At 37.5% G+C, this 17030-nt stretch carries 18 protein-coding genes; 8 read left to right on the forward strand and 10 right to left on the reverse strand.

What is annotated here, in order from left to right; translation table 11 throughout:
* Positions 1-2: 2 nt before the first annotated feature.
* From D1868_RS03915 to D1868_RS03935, 4 genes are all read left to right on the forward strand, one after another.
* The gene (locus D1868_RS03915; RefSeq protein WP_156005753.1) at positions 3-380 is read left to right on the forward strand and encodes a thioesterase family protein; all 378 of its coding nucleotides are present in this window, start codon (positions 3-5) and stop codon (positions 378-380) included.
* Between the two features lie 31 nt (positions 381-411).
* Entirely contained in the window at positions 412-990 is a 579-nt protein-coding gene (locus tag D1868_RS03920; RefSeq protein ID WP_156005755.1) for an alpha/beta hydrolase family protein, read from the forward strand.
* Positions 983-1624 (forward strand): aspartate racemase/maleate isomerase family protein, encoded by a 642-nt coding sequence (locus D1868_RS03925; RefSeq protein ID WP_156005757.1) that lies wholly within the window; start codon positions 983-985, stop codon positions 1622-1624. The genes D1868_RS03920 and D1868_RS03925 overlap by 8 nt, the downstream gene beginning before the upstream one ends.
* A gap of 1088 nt (positions 1625-2712) precedes the next feature.
* The gene (locus D1868_RS03935; protein ID WP_156005759.1) at positions 2713-3693 is read left to right on the forward strand and encodes a metallophosphoesterase family protein; all 981 of its coding nucleotides are present in this window, start codon (positions 2713-2715) and stop codon (positions 3691-3693) included.
* Here the strand turns inward: D1868_RS03935 and D1868_RS03940 are convergent.
* From D1868_RS03940 to D1868_RS03955, 4 genes are all read right to left on the reverse strand, one after another.
* Positions 3680-4189 (reverse strand): hypothetical protein, encoded by a 510-nt coding sequence (locus D1868_RS03940; RefSeq protein ID WP_156005761.1) that lies wholly within the window; start codon positions 4187-4189, stop codon positions 3680-3682. The two genes, D1868_RS03935 and D1868_RS03940, sit on opposite strands and share 14 nt — an antisense overlap.
* 104 nt (positions 4190-4293) lie before the next feature.
* A complete protein-coding gene (locus tag D1868_RS03945; RefSeq protein WP_156005763.1) occupies positions 4294-5568 on the reverse strand; it encodes a TldD/PmbA family protein in 1275 nt (424 codons plus the stop codon).
* Between the two features lie 2 nt (positions 5569-5570).
* Positions 5571-6953 carry a TldD/PmbA family protein gene (locus D1868_RS03950; RefSeq protein ID WP_196770274.1) on the reverse strand — a complete coding sequence of 461 codons (1383 nt, stop codon included), beginning with the start codon at positions 6951-6953 and terminating at the stop codon, positions 5571-5573.
* Between the two features lie 163 nt (positions 6954-7116).
* Complete coding sequence (locus D1868_RS03955; protein ID WP_156005767.1) at positions 7117-8661, reverse strand: ammonium transporter; 1545 nt, start codon at positions 8659-8661, stop codon at positions 7117-7119.
* A 263-nt stretch (positions 8662-8924) separates the two neighbouring features.
* Between D1868_RS03955 and D1868_RS03960 the strand changes: the two genes are divergently transcribed.
* A complete protein-coding gene (locus tag D1868_RS03960; RefSeq protein WP_156005769.1) occupies positions 8925-9437 on the forward strand; it encodes a zinc ribbon domain-containing protein in 513 nt (170 codons plus the stop codon).
* A gap of 44 nt (positions 9438-9481) precedes the next feature.
* Here D1868_RS03960 and D1868_RS03965 read toward each other — a convergent pair whose 3' ends face one another.
* Positions 9482-10165, reverse strand: a complete 684-nt coding sequence (locus D1868_RS03965) for a peroxiredoxin (RefSeq protein WP_156005771.1) — start codon at positions 10163-10165, stop codon at positions 9482-9484.
* A gap of 146 nt (positions 10166-10311) precedes the next feature.
* Between D1868_RS03965 and D1868_RS03970 the strand changes: the two genes are divergently transcribed.
* From D1868_RS03970 to D1868_RS03980, 3 genes are all read left to right on the forward strand, one after another.
* Positions 10312-10722 (forward strand): hypothetical protein, encoded by a 411-nt coding sequence (locus tag D1868_RS03970; protein WP_156005773.1) that lies wholly within the window; start codon positions 10312-10314, stop codon positions 10720-10722.
* 752 nt (positions 10723-11474) lie between these two features.
* A complete protein-coding gene (locus D1868_RS03975; RefSeq protein WP_156005774.1) occupies positions 11475-11783 on the forward strand; it encodes a hypothetical protein in 309 nt (102 codons plus the stop codon).
* A 61-nt stretch (positions 11784-11844) separates the two neighbouring features.
* Positions 11845-12051: a hypothetical protein gene (locus tag D1868_RS03980; RefSeq protein WP_156005776.1), complete on the forward strand. Its 207-nt coding sequence runs from the start codon at positions 11845-11847 to the stop codon at positions 12049-12051.
* A gap of 121 nt (positions 12052-12172) precedes the next feature.
* On the opposite strand, the gene tenA is transcribed toward D1868_RS03980, so the two are convergent.
* The 5 genes from tenA to D1868_RS04005 all read right to left on the reverse strand — a co-directional run bounded on the left by tenA (position 12173) and on the right by D1868_RS04005 (position 17021).
* The gene (tenA, locus tag D1868_RS03985) at positions 12173-12838 is read right to left on the reverse strand and encodes a thiaminase II (RefSeq protein WP_156005778.1); all 666 of its coding nucleotides are present in this window, start codon (positions 12836-12838) and stop codon (positions 12173-12175) included.
* Between the two features lie 861 nt (positions 12839-13699).
* Positions 13700-14299, reverse strand: coding sequence for a trimeric intracellular cation channel family protein (locus D1868_RS03990; RefSeq protein WP_338055773.1), 600 nt, complete (start codon positions 14297-14299; stop codon positions 13700-13702).
* A gap of 97 nt (positions 14300-14396) precedes the next feature.
* Positions 14397-14738 carry a hypothetical protein gene (locus D1868_RS03995; protein ID WP_156005782.1) on the reverse strand — a complete coding sequence of 114 codons (342 nt, stop codon included), beginning with the start codon at positions 14736-14738 and terminating at the stop codon, positions 14397-14399.
* Between the two features lie 197 nt (positions 14739-14935).
* Entirely contained in the window at positions 14936-16375 is a 1440-nt protein-coding gene (locus D1868_RS04000; RefSeq protein WP_156005784.1) for an MFS transporter, read from the reverse strand.
* A gap of 94 nt (positions 16376-16469) precedes the next feature.
* On the reverse strand, positions 16470-17021 hold the full coding sequence (locus D1868_RS04005) for a zinc ribbon domain-containing protein (protein WP_156005786.1): 552 nt from the start codon (positions 17019-17021) through the stop codon (positions 16470-16472).
* Positions 17022-17030 lie beyond the last annotated feature (9 nt).

The following is a 17030-nucleotide window of genomic DNA, read 5'->3' on the forward strand; positions in this document are numbered from 1 at the left end:
GTATGCAAGTAGGAGAGACACTAGAAAAAGTATTCAAAGTCCTTCCAGAACATGCTGCATCGTCAATATCTAGCGGTGCTGTTTACGTCCTTTCTACTCCATGTCTGATAGGCTTTATGGAAGACGTTTCTTTCACCCTATCTCAAAAATACCTAGAACAAGGAATGACTACTGTAGGTTATCACGTAGACGTAAAACACTTAGCACCTGCACCAGTAGGGGGCGAAGTAAGAGTGAGAGCAACTCTTATTGAGATAAACAAGAGGAGGTTAAAATTTAAGGTCGAAGCATATTATAAAGACGTCAAAATAGGGGAAGGAATTCACGAGAGAGTTATTGTAAACGAGAAGGAATTCATGGATAAAGTATCAAAAACTTGATTTTTTAATTTCGAGATTTAGTGTAAATGCCATGAAATCCCTAGTCTTGCACGGCAAAGGGTCATCACCGGAGAAAGTAGAATGGTTAGCTAAACCTTTGCGCCAATTTGGAGAAGTATTAGTACCTGAGTTCGAGATCGAGGCTAAAGAAGGTGTTCAAAAAGCTTTAACTTATGACTTTGACCTAATTGCTGGTCATTCTAGAGGAGGCTTAGTAGCTCTAATCGCTGCAGCTTTAAAGGGAAAAAGTGTCATAGCAGTTTCAGCCCCCTCAGATAGGAGAAAACAAAAGGAATACCTTTCGAAATTCCCACCAGGCACTATTCAGCATAAGATATACGAGGACATAAAGAACTTACCTGAGGAGGAGTTAGAGTGGTACCCGTTAAAGTACGCTGACAGAATTAAAAACGCGCTGCTAATACACGGAGAGAATGACGATATAGTATTGAAAGAGCACTCAATTGTTTTGTGCGATGTGATACGTAAATACGGAGGTAAATGTCAATTATATATAATAAAAGGAATGAAGCATTCTCCTCTAGGACAACACTACAACGAGATCTGGAAGATAATAACAGAGTGGATTAAGGAGAATAACTATGCCTAAGACGGTTTCCCTGATAATATCTGAAGAAAACCCGACATTACCAAGGGACGTTAATTACCTCTACCCCGGGAGGTTTAAGATCTTTAATATGAAGTTCTATCCCGGGCACGGTATAAGGAAGGACGAAATGGAAAGAATGTATAAAGAATTAAGCCAGATCAAACACGAAGTCGAAAAGAGTGACGTGATCTTCTATGCTAGATCTTACGGAGTCTTCTTCAAAAATCAGTGGGAGAGAATGAGGAAGTTCTTCTCCAAACCGACGATAATCGCAACAGAAGCGATTATAACTAGGCTCAGGGAGTTAGAAGCTAAAAAAATCTACTTGATCACACCTTATAACCAGAGGAGGCATGACTACGAAATAAAGTGGCTTAAAGATTTCGGGTTCGAAGTAATTGGCTCAATAGCCCTCGGAAGGACTGGAGGGAAGGAAATAGCTTCTACACCGCATGAACTCACGTTACAAGCCGTTAAGGTAGCCCAACAGTCTTCAGCTGATGCCATTTACGTCGCTTGTACCATTCTTTCTACTCTTCCAATACTTAAGGAAATGGAAGGCAGACTTCCCGTTATTACTGCTTCCGGTGCTATGTTTGAAGTCGCAAGGGAAAAGGAGTTGATTGATTTCTAACAATATCATTAAAAGATCCCTAGCCCACACGGTAAAAACTTTCTCTTTAGGCAAATCCGTAAACCCGTAAGGGTGTAAAACTCTAGACAAATTAGCGTAAATCTTGAGGAGAGAGTTAGATTTCTTGCCCACCGTTTCGCATGCTAGAGCTATTAACGCACTAGCTTTAGGCATTGCTAACGTGAAATACTTAGCCTCTTGTTTACAGTACACACACTTTATACCCTCCTTGTACTTCTTTTTCTTAAAACCTAGTTCTTTATACAGTTCGTGAATTGAAAGCGAGTAATCCTCCCATTTCAAATGTTTTTCACACACAGGTTTCCCGGCAAAATAGATAGTTATACCGTTGACCTCCCTACTTCCACTGAACTTCCTTATCCTAGTTAATCCCTCTCCTCCAGACCTAATTATAAAACCATCATCAACTAGTTTATGCCAATCCCTTCTCTCCAACGCTCTTTTGTAAGCCTCGGTAGTATTTTTCACAAAGACCGAAAGAGAGGCCCTCTCTATAAGAAACCTGTTATTTTCCTCAGCAGAGTGGAGGTAACCGAGTATCGCAGTCTTGTACCCGGCCTTCATGGCAGTAATCATATCATTACCGAATAGAACGTTATTCAGTCTCTCACTTTCGTTAATAATTATTCTCTTTATTAATTTCCTGAAGGACTCGTCGCTAGGTGGAGCCTTAGTTATGGCTTCTATCGTCCCTGATGTGTTCTTCAGAAATTTAAGTATGGACTTATCCACGCATGTAGTCATTGAATCACGGTTAATATTTATTTACTTAATTACATAATAACTACTAGTTGATAACAGTGACAAGAATTTAAGCCAAAAACGAAACCCACAGTGAGGAGCCAAGATAGTTTTATTAGAGTTAATTCAACTCTGCGATTTGCAAACTTAACGTAAAACGGAATAAGTGATCTATTGCTCTCTCCCGTTATTATGAAAATTTAGTGAGAAATGTCCATTAACAGAAGGAATTAAAAGTAGTATACCTGGGGCAGTTAAGACGAATTATAAAACATAAAATCTTTAATAGGACAACTTTAAAAACAAACAAACAAATAATCAAACTCGTGGGTCTGTTTAGGAGGAATTCTGATAAGACCATTGACAAGAAAAGCAGCCAAGTTAAAATATTATTTACAAGTGATATTCACGGTTCCGATATTGTATTCAAAAAGTTCCTCAATGCCGGACTCCAATTCAAAGTTGACGCCTTTATAATTGGCGGAGATCTGGCAGGAAAAGCGCTTTACGCAATTGTTGATCTTGGAAACGGCAAATACAGAATAGAAGAAAAAGAGGTAGGAAAAGAAGGTTTAGCGCAATTAACAGAGGAGATTAGAAAGAGAGGGGAATATTACACTATAGTTAGTGAAAAAGAGCACGAGGAAATGCAGTATAATAAAGACCTAGTAAACCAGAAGTTTAAGGAGGCTATGGAGAGTGTTGTGAGAGGTTGGATGAAGATTGCGGAGGAAAAGCTCAAAGGGGCTAACATTCCTATTTATGTTAACTTAGGGAATGATGATCCAGAATATTTATTTCGAGTAATAGAGGAGTCTGACATAATGAAGAAATGCGAAGGAGAAATAATCGAAATAGGAGATCATGAGATGATCTCGTACGGTTATGTAAACCCTACACCTTGGAAAACACCAAGAGAGAAGGACGAGGACTCGATATATAAAGACCTGAAGGAAATGGCTGATAAGATAAAAGACCAGAGTAAGGCAATATATAATCTTCATGCTCCCCCGTATAATACCCATCTTGATAACGCACCATTACTTGACTCGAATCTGAAACCAGTAGTAAAAGGAGGAGAGATCGTGTTTACCCATGTAGGTTCTGTAAGTGTTAGAAGAATAATCGAGGAATATCAACCATTAGTTGGGCTCCACGGTCACATCCATGAGTCTAAGGGCTTCGATAAACTGGGCAGGACTATGGTATTTAACCCGGGAAGTGAATACAGCGAGGGAATCCTTCACTCCTTGTACCTAGTACTTGAGGGAGACAAAATAAAGACCTATATGTTCAGGCAGGGGTAATTAAGTAAGGGGCTAAAACCTTTCTCATATTCTCCATAATTGACATCGTAACTATTTCAAGCCTCTTTTTAACTTTATCTTTCAGAAATCTCTCAGTATAATAGATCACTAAACTTACTGACATGCCGCACTTACCATTGGAGTAATCTATCACTCTAAACGAAACTTCATAGAGTAATGTCCCGTCATATAGCACGTAAGTTATAATGTTTTGTATAACTTTGGGTCCTTCTATCTTTAACGCTAATGATTTCTTTAATGTTACTCCTATCATTCTACGTAATGCTGGAAAAGGAATTATATACATGTTATCTTCTACTTTTTGTAATCCCAATAACGTTGCAACGAAATCCTTGTCTTTCAGTTCATCAAACAAAGATTGCGTAGGTAAACTCAAGTTATAAAGCTCAGAATAAGCTACATTCTTTACTTTCTTCCCTCTATTCTTTACTTTAAATAGTTTGACAGAATCAAAATAGAAAGAATTAATGTCCATAATAATGAATTACCACTCAATAAATATAAAATAGCAAGTAAATAATTAGAATTTCTTCTTAGCTTAAAATTCTAAGAAATAGAAATAGGACGTTAATTCCACCTTTACCAAGCTTTAGTTATGTTAACACCATCTACGTACACATACGGCGAGATAGTAGGTATAGGTGCGTCCCACCACCTCACACTATATTTATCCTTTCCGAGTCCTTTAACATTCTTTATCAAGTTAGGGAAGGAGTCAGATATTCTTATCCTACCAACAACACCTTGCGGTTTACCCTCTTTATAATATACTACTGCATCCCTGCCTACAGTTGAAAATGTTCCTTCATAGTAGTTCTGAAACCTGGTATACCAATTATTATTAAGAAAGATCACTTCCTTACTACTCGCCAATAACGAGTCCAGAGATAGGTCTCCCGAGTTAATTTCGAAAGAATAAGCAATGGGATATATTAACCCTGCATTACCCGTGGTCTTTTCCCCGAAAATCTGGGCTAACTCGTTGTTAAACAGAAGCGAATTAAATACCCCGTCCTTAATTATCTCCTTATCTCTAGTAAAAGTAGCCTCATCATCGAATTCTGCAATCCTACCCTTTCTGGGGATATCAGATATTGTGAGAAGCTCACTGGCTACTTTCTCACCCTTTTTATATTTAGCGAGGAAGGACGACGCTGTCATTACGCTGAAAGCTGAAGCGAAGTCGGCAAAGAACACCATGAAATTAGCTATCACTAGAGGTGAGAGAACAACGCTATATTTTCCGTCGTCTATCCTCACTTTACCGGTTATTGAAGCGAACTCATTAGCCTTTTTCAGGGTTTCGTTAAACCCCTTAAGTGAGTCAGAGAAAAACGCCCACTGACCGCTATACTCACCGTTAAAAGACCTTGCATAACCGTCAGCCCTTACTCTGGTCTCCGTTCCTTTAAACCCCTTGTTCGTCATAAGCTCAGTTGTCGTCTCATAAACGTTCACTATCCCAGAACTCGGAAACTCTGACTTCGCCAATACTGAATCTATAAAACTTACGTCTTGTCCTTCTATCACAGACCTTAACTCAGCATTATCCTCTTTTACTTTCACTTCACCATCGTTTTCTGTCAATTGCGGGACTATATCGCTCTCAACAGTGTAGTTAAATCCCTCTTTTACTCCCTTAATTATCTTATCCAGTTCTTCCTCTCCGGAGAAAGTATAAGAGTAAAATCTCTTACCTTTGACTACAGAGACAGAATATTCAACTTCATTTAGCCTCTGGACTTCCGCTATTTCGCTTAAAACAAACTTTACAATTAACCTCTTAGTCTTAACTTTCTTTATTATTACACTGTCAAATCCCTTAAGACCTTCAAGTATTTTCTCTAGTTCCACGCTTACTCACCCCTTACCTTTACGGTTATATTCCTCGCCCTCATGTTAGGTCCACCAAACCACACTGGGATCGGTTGATCAGGGTCTCCTTTCCCACAAGTCCCTCTATAAAAGGAGAGAGTATTGTCCACTGCGTCTATCGAAGACAGAAGCTCAAAAGTAGTAGTCTCCAAAACGGGGAAGAGCAGTGGCTCCCCAATCTCTCCGTTTTTAATCTCATACGCCTCAAGCCCTACGTATCTCTCCCCTACCCTCAAATCATCAATATTCCACTCCATATAGGATTTGAAGTAAACCCCATCCTTTACGTTCTCCATTAACTCATCAAAAGTCAATTCACCAGGTTTAAAGAACGTATTCGACATCCTTACTATAGGTTCTCTATCATACGCTGAAGCCCTTGCAGACCCGTTACTTTTAACACCGAACTTATAGGCAGAGAATCTGTCCTGAAGAAGTTCATTAATTACACCTTCCCTTATGAGATATTTAGGCCTCGCTTCTATCCCCTCGTCATCTATTAGGTAGTAACCAGAACTACCGTAGATTGTGGGGTCATCTATTACAGTTACTTTATCACTGGCTATCTTCTCTCCGAAATTCTTCCCTACTAAATAACTCAGTCCAGCTTGTGCTCCCTCCCTCCCCAAAACTCTGTCAGCTTCAAATGGATGACCTACGGACTCATGGACAATTATCCCCGCTAACTGGTTACTTAGGATTACGTCTTTCCTGCCTGGTGTCACTGCTTTTCCTTTCTCCAGAACTTTATCAACTGACTCCAAAGTATTCGGGAGGAACTCCTCAAGGTTCCAATTTTTAACGATTTCAAACCCTCCGCTACCACCTAGGTCTCCATTAGCAATAGTCGCGGATCTTTCGCCGTTCTTCAACGTTATAGAAAAGTAAAGACTGACCCTAGGAACATATCCCTTTACTTTAACACCGTCCTCAAACATTATCTCTTTTTCCTCCTTTGACTCCGTGTAATAGAAATTAACTGAGACAACCTTAGACTTAAGGTTCTTATCTGAGTAGATTAATTTAGAGAGGTCTACTAAGAGTTTGACCTTCTCTTCAGTAGATATGTCGTCTAATTTTATTTTCTCATTTACTGAATACTCTCCACCAACCCTTTTATCTGAAGAAATTCCTTTCTCCCAACTCCTAAACCTTAAACTTTTTAGTTCTAGACCTTCAGGAGTAGGTGAAGAAGAGAATAGAAGAGATGAACCGTCAAAAGCCCTAACACTGTACCCTCTTTTAGACCATTTATAAAGACCAGTAGGTTTTCCGTTAACTATCACTATATTAAGATAAGAATTGGACTGGTACCTAAGCTCTACCTCCTTAAAGGTCGAAAAATTACGTAACAAGTGTTCCATAATATAATTAATTTGTCGAAACCTAAAAATCTAAAGTAATAAAGTAAAACACAAATAGATATGATAGAAGAAAGACAATACTATAAAAAAGATTTGTTGTTATCTTTTATTTATTTGATTTTTTAATTACTATATCTTAACTTAATTTATCTATAACACTAACTTATTTCTTTTCCTTTTCCCCTTCTTTTGTTTCTACTTCTTCCTCCTTTTCTTGCTTAGCAGACTCAGGTAAGGTTGCTAATAATTCGGAGTATGCCACCTCACCGTGTATTGCATAATCTCCTACAGCAAGCTCAGTGGGTTTAGCTTGAAGCGGTATGAACAGACCTATGAGTTTCAATAGACCGAACGTTATTGTGAAGTCATATGCAAATACTACTGCAGCTCCTAACGCTTGAACAGCCAATTGGTACCAGTTACCATAGAGCGCACCAGTTAATCCTGGAGCCACGTACTGTGTGACATTAGGGTTTGCAAATATACCAGTAAGTAAACCACCAAGTATTCCAGCAATCCCGTGTGTGGAAAAGACTCCTAATGTGTCGTCTACCTTTAGTTTAGGCTCTAATTTATATAAGGCAAGCCATGGTATCGTTCCAGACGCAATTCCTATCACCATTGCCTCCCAGCCATTCACATATCCAGCTGCTGGCGTTATAGCTACCAAACCAGTAATTGCACCGGAAGTGGCACCTACTAACGTTGGCTTCTTAAAGAACGCCATATCCATAAGCATCCATGCTATGGCACTTGCTGCAGTAGCTATGTTAGTGTTTAATACAGCTATTGCAGCATCTATCGTAGCTCCTCCTGGGTCGCCACCGTTAAATCCGTCCCATCCTAACCATATTAGCCCCGCACCTGCTAAGACTAAAGGCAAATTGTGAGCCTCTAACTTCCTCTCACTAGCCAATCTAGGACCTACAGCTAATGCAGCAGCTAGAGCACCCACACCAGCATCTACATGAATTACATAACCTCCGCTGAAGTCTACAGCCCCTAATTGATTCAACCAACCTCCTGCGAATAGCCAATACGCTACGGGGCTGTAAACCAGTAAAGACCATAGAGGTACAAACACCATCCATGCCTTAAAGTTCATTCTTTCGATAACACCACCAGCGAGTAATACTGGGGTTATAGCGGCGAAGACAAACTGGAAAAATATGTAGGTCGATGTAGGTATATCGACTAGAGAACCTCCTGGTCCGTAGACTGTCTGGTGGGCTTCATAACTACCTAACCAAGCCGGTAACGGATAACCCATAATACCGTATTTTCCAACATGAATAAATGCAGGGTAACCGAAACCTGCATTATAACCAGCGATCATCCAAACTATTAGGACAGCAGCAAATGCATAAAACACCATTAAAGCGGAATTAACAGCGTACTTCTTCTTAGAAAGGCCTGCATAGTATAGTGCGACACCAGGGACACTTTGAAGACCTACGAATGTAGCCGCCGTAAGCATCCACGCGTTACTTCCGGTATCAAGCCAAGATGGTACCGCTGCAGAAGGATAGTCTGCAGTGTGGTTCTCTAAAGCTAAAATGGATTGGTTTAAAGATTGAATTTCAGCTGTAATATTGCTAGTAGTTTGTGCTGAAGATGAATGTGAAAAAGCTATTACAAAAATTGTTAAACTTAAGATTATTGTTAACTTAATTAAGCCCTTTTCATCGAACCAGATCTTTTTAGGCATCAAAACCTATTAAACTTAAATTGGTTTTAAACATTTCTGAAAATTACACTTAAAGTTTTTAATTTTTTATCGGCAAACAAGAAAACAGTTAAGATATTGTCAATTATAAACTAATTGGACTTTATGAATATTTTTTATTACAAATGTATTATCTAAAAAAATTCTCATTGAAAAGTTTAAACCCTATAAGAAGTCCTCTCAGAATGCCGTTTCCAATCCTAATAACAGCAACCAATATAATCATGTGAAAATAGAGTTATACTATGCAAAAAACATATACAGGGAGATACGTAAATATACCATTATTAGTCCAAGAGATAAATAACATGTTCTTAAGCGAAGGTTGGGAAAGCCAAGTCCAACAATTATCAATGGGAATGATGCAACCAACTATGCCACAATATGCGGATTACGAGATAAGGGCTATAAAAAGAGGACATTTACATCACGTAGAAACCGTAATTGTAAGGGTTAAGGGTTATCCTAACGATTTCACCATAATTGTAGAAGAAGAGCATATAGGACCCGTTGGTAGAGAATTGATTAACAGAAGATTATTCGGTAACATAGATAAACAGATAAACGACGGTCTCTTCGACATGCAAATGCCCATGGGAATGCAAATGGGACCACAGCCCGGAACGATACAGCCACCAATGGGACAACCAACACCTCAACAGTCAATGCCTCAAACACAAATAAGATGCCCCCAATGCGGATATATGAACCCACCTGGAGCTAAGTTCTGCTTAAACTGTGGAACAAAGTTAATGTAAAGAAATTAAAAAGACAAGGGAAATTTTTCCTTTCGTCTAATCGTTCAGATATATTTAGATGCCTCCTCAGCTTCCTTCTTATCTATTTCTCTGTAAGTTAACCACCATGCATAGCCTTTATATTGTCCCAACCTCAGCTTAGCGTCTTTAACAGTTCTTGGAGGGGGATTTAACACGTTATCACCAATTATTTCGTTCTTAGGCCAATTTGCCGGCATAACAGCTCCGGTCTTGTCTATTAACTGTAAAGCTTTTATACTCCTCAGGATCTCATTTATATTTCTTCCCAACTCGAGGGGATAATACATTATAAGCCTCACTATGCTCTTGTCGTCAACTATGAATACAGCCCTTACTGTAGCTGTGGAGGACTCGGCATGAATCATTCCTAGTCTTTTTGCAACTCTGCCCATAGGGTCTGCTATTATTGGAAAAGGTATCTCCACCTTCAGAGTACTTTCTATCCAGTTAACCCATTCTATGTGGCTGATGTTAGTATCTACGGAAAGACCTATTAGTTCTGTATTTAACTTCCTAAACTCTTCATACTTTTTAGCAAAAGACACGAACTCGGTAGTGCATACGGGTGTAAAGTCACCAGGATGGCTAAATAACACAAACCATTTACCCTTGTATTGGTCTGGTAGCTTTATTCTTCCGTGAGTTGTTTCAACCTCTAGTTCAGGAAACTTTTCACCTATTAAAGGCATTCTAAATTCTTCTTCCATTTTTCTTTTCCCATACTAAATTAGACTGAATACTATTTAAAATTTGTGATTATTTCTAATTCGAAGTTATCTCAATTTATAGCTTCTTTATAAGATTGCCTTATGAACAATCTTAATAAAGAAGAGAAGTGTAATAGTACACTGAAATGAAAGGAATTATAGTAGCTATTATAATCCTACTAATATTGGCAGGTGTTGCATATTACCTCTACAGTAACGGGTACTTCTACACAGTTAACGTACAAGGCATTTACGTGGAATACCAGAACAGTTTCCTGATCAATACAATCCAAACGTCGTATAGCAACTCTTCCTTAACTCTCCACGGCGGTCAAACCTTTGTTATAACACTAACTATGAAAAATAACGGCTTGTTACCTATTGAAATAACTGGGATAAACGTATCAGCTCCGTTTACTCTTGTAAGCGCATCGCCATCTTTACCGACCACTATAGACCACGGACAGAACATGGTCTTCACCCTGACTATAAAGGCACCTATGAAATCCTACATTGGATCATTACAAATCTACGTTAATGGTACCAAGACATTATGATTAAATTCCAACATTGAAAATTAACATTTAGTAAAAATTTAAGATAATGCATCTTTTTTCAAACAATTAAATACTCAATTGTTAATTTATAATATAAAGAATTTTAAATTGCTACAGTTATTATTTCTATAAAGTTTTGAATGTCCGGATATAGCCCTAACAAGTAATTGCATCGAGTAATACGAAAGTAGAGAAATACCATAATGAACCTTATTTTTTCCTGAAAGTTAACAGAGAAGACCTACCATATTTGAATATATATTTTAGGATATTTTGATTGTTTTTAATCTTTTTCAAGCATTAATACCTATCATTTAATGAAAATTCTTCTATGTTATAATCAGAATAAAATATAGTAATAAATTAGGACTTCATATGTTTACAATTTAATATAAATAAACTGCTAGCAAAATAATATATTTTGTGTATAAATAAATATTGAATATTTAATGCTAATAAGTGATAACAATCGTGGGCTAGCCCAAACTGGCAAAGCTTACTTAGTATTATCCACGGTGTTATTACCCTTATGTGCAATTTCATTTCTACATATGAATGCCATGAGTTTTATAAGTAAGTTAATGTAAAGGAAAGAAATAAGAAGCATACAGTATTTTATGAATCAAAGAGTTTTTAATAAGATGAAGATACATTTACAATTAAGGCTACTTAAGCTGAAATGTTAAGACGAGAAAAACGACGGACTTACTGATACAGTAATGCTTTATAACTTTCTCTAATAATTGTAACTCATGGCTATCATTGTAAGAAAAATACATAAGAAAAACGACGGAGGAATAGTGTGGATCTCAATCGACGAAGTACCACCGATTATTAAAGATACTAGTGTAGTCGACGGTGCTTTCTTCGTACGCATATCAGATGACAAAGGAGACAAGGTCATTAGGTTGACAGACCAAGAGGCGTTAGATATAGCATATAGGATTATAGAAGCTTACAAGAGACACGTTAACGAGTACCCTAAGCTGAACCAGAGAGCCTATGAAGAGTATAAAAAGAGAAATCCTGAGGAAACGGAGTCCTATGAAGACCTTGAGTAAATGACAATGTTTTTTCATTTTGATGAAAAAATTTTTAATATAGTAAATTCTAAATAATCACATGGTTTGGAAAGAATTAATGGATGAAATGAAGAAAAACATGAAGCAAATGATAGAGACCGGAAAGGAAGTAGGAAAAGCCTCAATGTCTGCAGCAGCGGGTGTAACTAAAGAGACAATGGAAGTGGGGAAAGACGTAGTAAAGGCTTCAATTGAAGTGGAAAAGAAGCGGAAAAGGAGTTCAAAGGGACTGTTAAGGAAGCTGTAAACCACACTAAAGATGTAACTGGAACACTGACTGAAGGGGTAAAGGACACAATGAAGGGACCTATTAGAGAAATGAAAAAGTTAGGAGGAAAAGACGAAGAAAAGCAACAAAAGCAGTAGGCCTAATGCCCCGCCCTTTTTAAGCTAAAGGGAAATCTCTCTAACTTATATGCAGAGTCCCAGAACATGTACTCAAATATCGAAGCAGTTCTGAAATGCCTCTTCATATTCTCCTCTTGTTCCTTAGTCACCTCAAATTCATCTATGATTTTAATAACAGCTCTGACTCCCTTTTCGTACTCCTCTCCGCCATAAGTATCTATCCACTTCTGGTAAAACTTGTTATTACTACCCATCCTCTTTAACTCCTTTCCCACCTCCATGTATATCCAATAACAAGGGAGAACTGCTGCTACACCCTCATAAAAGGGTCTCGAGTACACTACTGATAATAAATAGGAAGTATATAAGAGGTTAGTAGGTGAAATCTCATATCCCTCGGGGTTTATCCCCCACTCTTTTACAAATCCTTGGTGAAGCTCCCTCTCCACGTTAAGGGCGTGGGTTACGTGAGTTGCGAATAACTCCCTTTCCTCTGATTTATCAGCCTTAGCAGAAAGGAGAGCTAATGCCTTAGCGAATTCCTCCAAATAATGGTAGTCCTGAATAATATAATACTTAAACTTTTCAAGAGGTAAAGAGCCGTCTATGAGGCCCTTTATAAAAGGATGAGTTAGGATACTTTCATAAATATCTCTTATGCTGGACCAGAGTTCGTCAGACCTCATATTATTACCATGATTCTCCACCTATTTTTGTTTTTCAGTTAAACTAGGGCATTGTTAATCTCATTAGATTGAGTATAATAAATATGCAATTCTAGCTCTATATTTATTAAATTCTCACAATTTCTCTCTTTTTTCATTTATTTTTAGCAGAAGGAGTTTACACGTCTTAGCTATATCTCCCAATATCTGAGACCCGGGAATACTCAAGGAGCGTATTACTTTCAAATCACGTAATGAACATCTTTACCCTTATTTCAAGTGGAAGTGACGTCTTTATTGTTCTCTTTGTAGGAACTATATAATACAGTGTACAGTTAACTGCGACTTAACTGCACAAATTAACGGGGCTTACAACACTCCATAACTAAACCACGTCTTAACACAAAAATAACAGACCCACCGTGAAAAATAAGCTTTTATGAAGTTCTTTTGGACGTGGGAGTTTGTGCTCAGAACTAGTATAATAATTAAATATTTCTTGTGATGTGTAGGTTTTATGAATTAAATCTTGTCATTTCATCAATTTTTGAAAATACAACAGTAAGAGGAAATATAAGCCGTAAGATTTAAGGTAGGTAGAGTCTAGAGTTAATAATATCACTACTACTTTATAATAGAAACATGATACAAAAAATTTTATGATTTTGAAAAATTAGTTGAGCGTCTGAACTAGTAGCTAGTATTCACGATCTATAAATAATTAAACCTATGAAATTCTTGTATCTCGCAGATATTATTAAAAAATAGAAGTACTTAATGCCCATGTAGTCTTAAAAACTAAATAGAAAATAAACCAGAAAGATCTAACTAAGAATTGTTAAAATTTTAGAAATAGTGTGGTAAAAGGAAAGACCTAGATCTTTAAACCTTAATTTTAGGCAACTCCCATTTATTCCTTATTGCCATAACCCTTATTACTAGAGTAATGGTGAAACTTACCATCGTCGTCACGAGATCCGAGTACCCCAGTTGCCTCAGAGAGAAGTAAATTAATGAGCCTAGTATAGCTACTGTGGCATAAAAGTCCCTAGTGAGTACCATGGGAACTTCGTTAGAGAGAAGATCCCTAATAACACCACCGCCCGTAGCTGTGATAGTCCCAACAGTAACGACTAACAACACATTTTCAGAAACCGAGTATGCTAAAGAAGAACCAGATACTGCAAAAGCTGCTAAACCTATAGCGTCAGCATAAAGTAAGGGCTTTTGAACATGAGAAAAGATCTTATAGAACACAAATGTGAACAAACTCGATAATAAGGCAACAGTAGGATAAGGCAAGTACGTTAAATTGGTAGGAGGAGTTTTGCCAAGGAGCAAATCTGCTATTATTCCACCGCCTAACGCTGTAGAGAAGCCTAAAACCAGAACACCTAAAAGATCCATGTTTTTCTTAATCCCTTTAATTGCACCAGAAACAGAAAAAGCTACAATACCGATGTAATTAGTGACATCCAACACCAGGTTCATTAAGGTCTATTCACTAACTAATTACCGGAGTTTAAACAGCTTTCTATATTATCTCGTCTATTTAAATTCCTAGTTATCCCGAATTGCTTTATTGATTGATATTGTCTCCCATTCCTATCTCCTTCGCCTTCTCATTGTCTTGTCCTAATTGTACTAACATTAGTATTTCGTTAGTATTACTTCCTGCTATAAAAACAAACGCCTCTCTGTCTGGGAATATTCTGTTAAAGACTCTAGTAATATTTTCAGCATCTTCTTTAGTAGATACTATGAATACTATAGTTTTGAAAGGAATTGAATTTAAAATTAGTTTGAAAAATTTATAGTAATCATGAATTATTGGTTTAGGAATTCGCCTTGATATTAGTTTTCTCTTATCCACGGATAATATTCTCAATATTCCATCGATTTCCTCTACCTCTAAAGTCATGCTAACATACTCTAATTGTCCCCATATATAAAGTTAAATTAAAGAGCGTTTAAAATGAACACTGGATTAAATTTCACTAGGGGTATTTTTAATTTGATTAATCTTTTATCTTATATTTTCTATCTTTGGAATATATAGTAATTTTTATAGCAACTAATAATAAAAGTTAAAGTAATTTAAGGAGCAATAGAAGGGATTTATCGATTTGCACTCCTTGCGACATCAACTAGAGTAGTCCTTACTTCCTTACCTCTCACGGCCGATAACACTAACGCAACTACGAGTACTCCTACAGACACTAAAAACGCGGAATGCAAACCGTTTATAAATTTGTCAGCTACACCACCTATAAGATCAGAAGTGCCAAGAAAAACCTGAAAAGCTACATAACGCGGAATTGTAAGGGATGCGGCTGTGATCGAGATTACGTAACTCAATAAAATACCCGTGTTACTTAAGGTCCTTAACATACCAGAAATACTACCATAAGAGTGTTTAGGTGTATTGGCCATTACTGCACTGTTGTTAGCTGGGTAGAAAAGAGAAGAACCTAAACCACCTATAACGGATAAGCCTACTATATAGATTAGAGGAGTGTCTAGATTTAATATATGGGAATAAAGTAACGATACTAATGCCATCAAACCTATACCTAGTGTGGCAGGAATTCTAGCCCCAATCTTATCCGAAAGCCTACCAGCTAAAGGACCTACCATACTCGCTATTACGTAACCTGGAACAAGCAATAAAGAAGCGTTTAAAGGAGATAAGCCCCTTATTCCTTGCAAATACATGATTAACAAAAAGGCTGTAGACAAGTACCCCGTACTCTGGAAAAACGATGCAAATAAAGAAGCTGTAAGGACTCTATTTCTAAATACACTAAAATCTATAAGCGGGGCTTTAACTCTTTTTTCCATCACTATAAAGGGAAATAGAAGAACTAATCCTACTAGTATTAGTATCACGTTTTTTAACGCTAATCCTTCGCCCGCTATCTCAGAGCTTCCGTAAGTTATCAGAGATAACGCCGCTCCAAAGAGAATAACCCCATATACATCAAAGTCTCTTTTTATCTTATTTACGTCCTTCACTACTCTAAACCCTAAAAGAGATGCTACAATACCTATAGGGACATTAATGTAGAATATATACCTCCATCCTATCAACGTTGTTATTACTCCACCTAGGACTATTCCTAACACAGCCCCTACATTCCAACCTATTGAAGTATAACCGAAGGCCTTACCTCTTTCATTAGGAGGAAAGTGGTCTGAAATAATCGCTCCACTATTAGCTTGCATCATAGAGGCTCCCAGAGCTTGAACACCTCTAGAGCCTATGAGAAAATACGCTGAAGGAGATGCTCCACATAAGGCAGAACCGATGGTGAAGACAATGAAACCTAAGTTGTATATCTTAGCCCTTCCATAAGAGTCTCCCAATCTCCCTAATTGGGTAGTTAACACAGCAACTTCTAGTAAATAAATCAATATAACCCAGATCATTGTCAAGAGATTAGAATGAAGATCTGTCACAATTGTAGGTAGTGCTAAGATGACTATAGTAGAATCCACAGCACCCATTAATACACCTAATACTACAACCAATAGAAGTAGTGTTCTGTTTGATACCATACAATATTTTTAACGAACATATACATTTAAATAATTATCTTCTTACTACTAATTTACTCTTTAATTAGTTTTATTTCAAATTTTTCTTAAAAAATTATAGTTGCCTTCCACAATTAGTACAGAACTTAGCGTTTGCAGGATTCTGATATCCGCATAAAGGACACACTTTTACCTGGTAGGGTTGAGGATAAGGTTGAGCATAATAAGGCATTGTGGGCTGATATCCGTATTGATAGCCAGGCTGTGGCATAGCACTTACGGCACCACTGTTTATAAGCCTGTCTATCTCTTTCATGATTTCATGCTCTATCTCGATATTCCACAGTCCTTCTCCAGCTTCTACTAAGAGTCCTATAGGTCCTAATATTAAGTCACCTAAGAATGCCTCAGTAACGTCTTCAGCTTTCACCCAATTAGCCACTCCAGTTTCTACTTCAAGGTACCCTTGGCCACCGAAGAGCTTGACTGTGAAAGCCCTATCCGCAGCAAACAAATGCCTCAAAAAACCTTCTTTTTTAGCCTGAACTATATAGTAATTCCCTGCACCGTAATACTGAGACTGATATCCTTTTAAGGTAAACCACTGAAAAAGTTGCGCAGCTAACATTTGAAGGTTTACATTTACACCTTGAAATACTTTCTTCATTATCAGAAT

The sequence above is a fragment of the Stygiolobus azoricus genome (assembly GCF_009729035.1).
GTDB lineage: Archaea > Thermoproteota > Thermoprotei_A > Sulfolobales > Sulfolobaceae > Stygiolobus > Stygiolobus azoricus.

Bases quoted from the DNA above. Each gene is read 5' to 3' on its own strand.
- D1868_RS03915 (WP_156005753.1), top strand. From the start codon at position 3: ATGCAAGTAGGAGAGACACTAGAAAAAGTATTCAAAGTCCTTCCAGAA.
- D1868_RS03920 (WP_156005755.1), top strand. From the start codon at position 412: ATGAAATCCCTAGTCTTGCACGGCAAAGGGTCATCACCGGAGAAAGTA.
- D1868_RS03925 (WP_156005757.1), top strand. From the start codon at position 983: ATGCCTAAGACGGTTTCCCTGATAATATCTGAAGAAAACCCGACATTA.
- D1868_RS03940 (WP_156005761.1), bottom strand. From the start codon at position 4,189: ATGGACATTAATTCTTTCTATTTTGATTCTGTCAAACTATTTAAAGTA.
- D1868_RS03950 (WP_196770274.1), bottom strand. From the start codon at position 6,953: ATGGAACACTTGTTACGTAATTTTTCGACCTTTAAGGAGGTAGAGCTT.
- D1868_RS03955 (WP_156005767.1), bottom strand. From the start codon at position 8,661: ATGCCTAAAAAGATCTGGTTCGATGAAAAGGGCTTAATTAAGTTAACA.
- D1868_RS03960 (WP_156005769.1), top strand. From the start codon at position 8,925: ATGCAAAAAACATATACAGGGAGATACGTAAATATACCATTATTAGTC.
- D1868_RS03965 (WP_156005771.1), bottom strand. From the start codon at position 10,165: ATGGAAGAAGAATTTAGAATGCCTTTAATAGGTGAAAAGTTTCCTGAA.
- D1868_RS03970 (WP_156005773.1), top strand. From the start codon at position 10,312: ATGAAAGGAATTATAGTAGCTATTATAATCCTACTAATATTGGCAGGT.
- D1868_RS03975 (WP_156005774.1), top strand. From the start codon at position 11,475: ATGGCTATCATTGTAAGAAAAATACATAAGAAAAACGACGGAGGAATA.
- D1868_RS03980 (WP_156005776.1), top strand. From the start codon at position 11,845: ATGGTTTGGAAAGAATTAATGGATGAAATGAAGAAAAACATGAAGCAA.
- tenA (WP_156005778.1), bottom strand. From the start codon at position 12,838: ATGAGGTCTGACGAACTCTGGTCCAGCATAAGAGATATTTATGAAAGT.
- D1868_RS03995 (WP_156005782.1), bottom strand. From the start codon at position 14,738: ATGACTTTAGAGGTAGAGGAAATCGATGGAATATTGAGAATATTATCC.
- D1868_RS04000 (WP_156005784.1), bottom strand. From the start codon at position 16,375: ATGGTATCAAACAGAACACTACTTCTATTGGTTGTAGTATTAGGTGTA.
- D1868_RS04005 (WP_156005786.1), bottom strand. From the start codon at position 17,021: ATGAAGAAAGTATTTCAAGGTGTAAATGTAAACCTTCAAATGTTAGCT.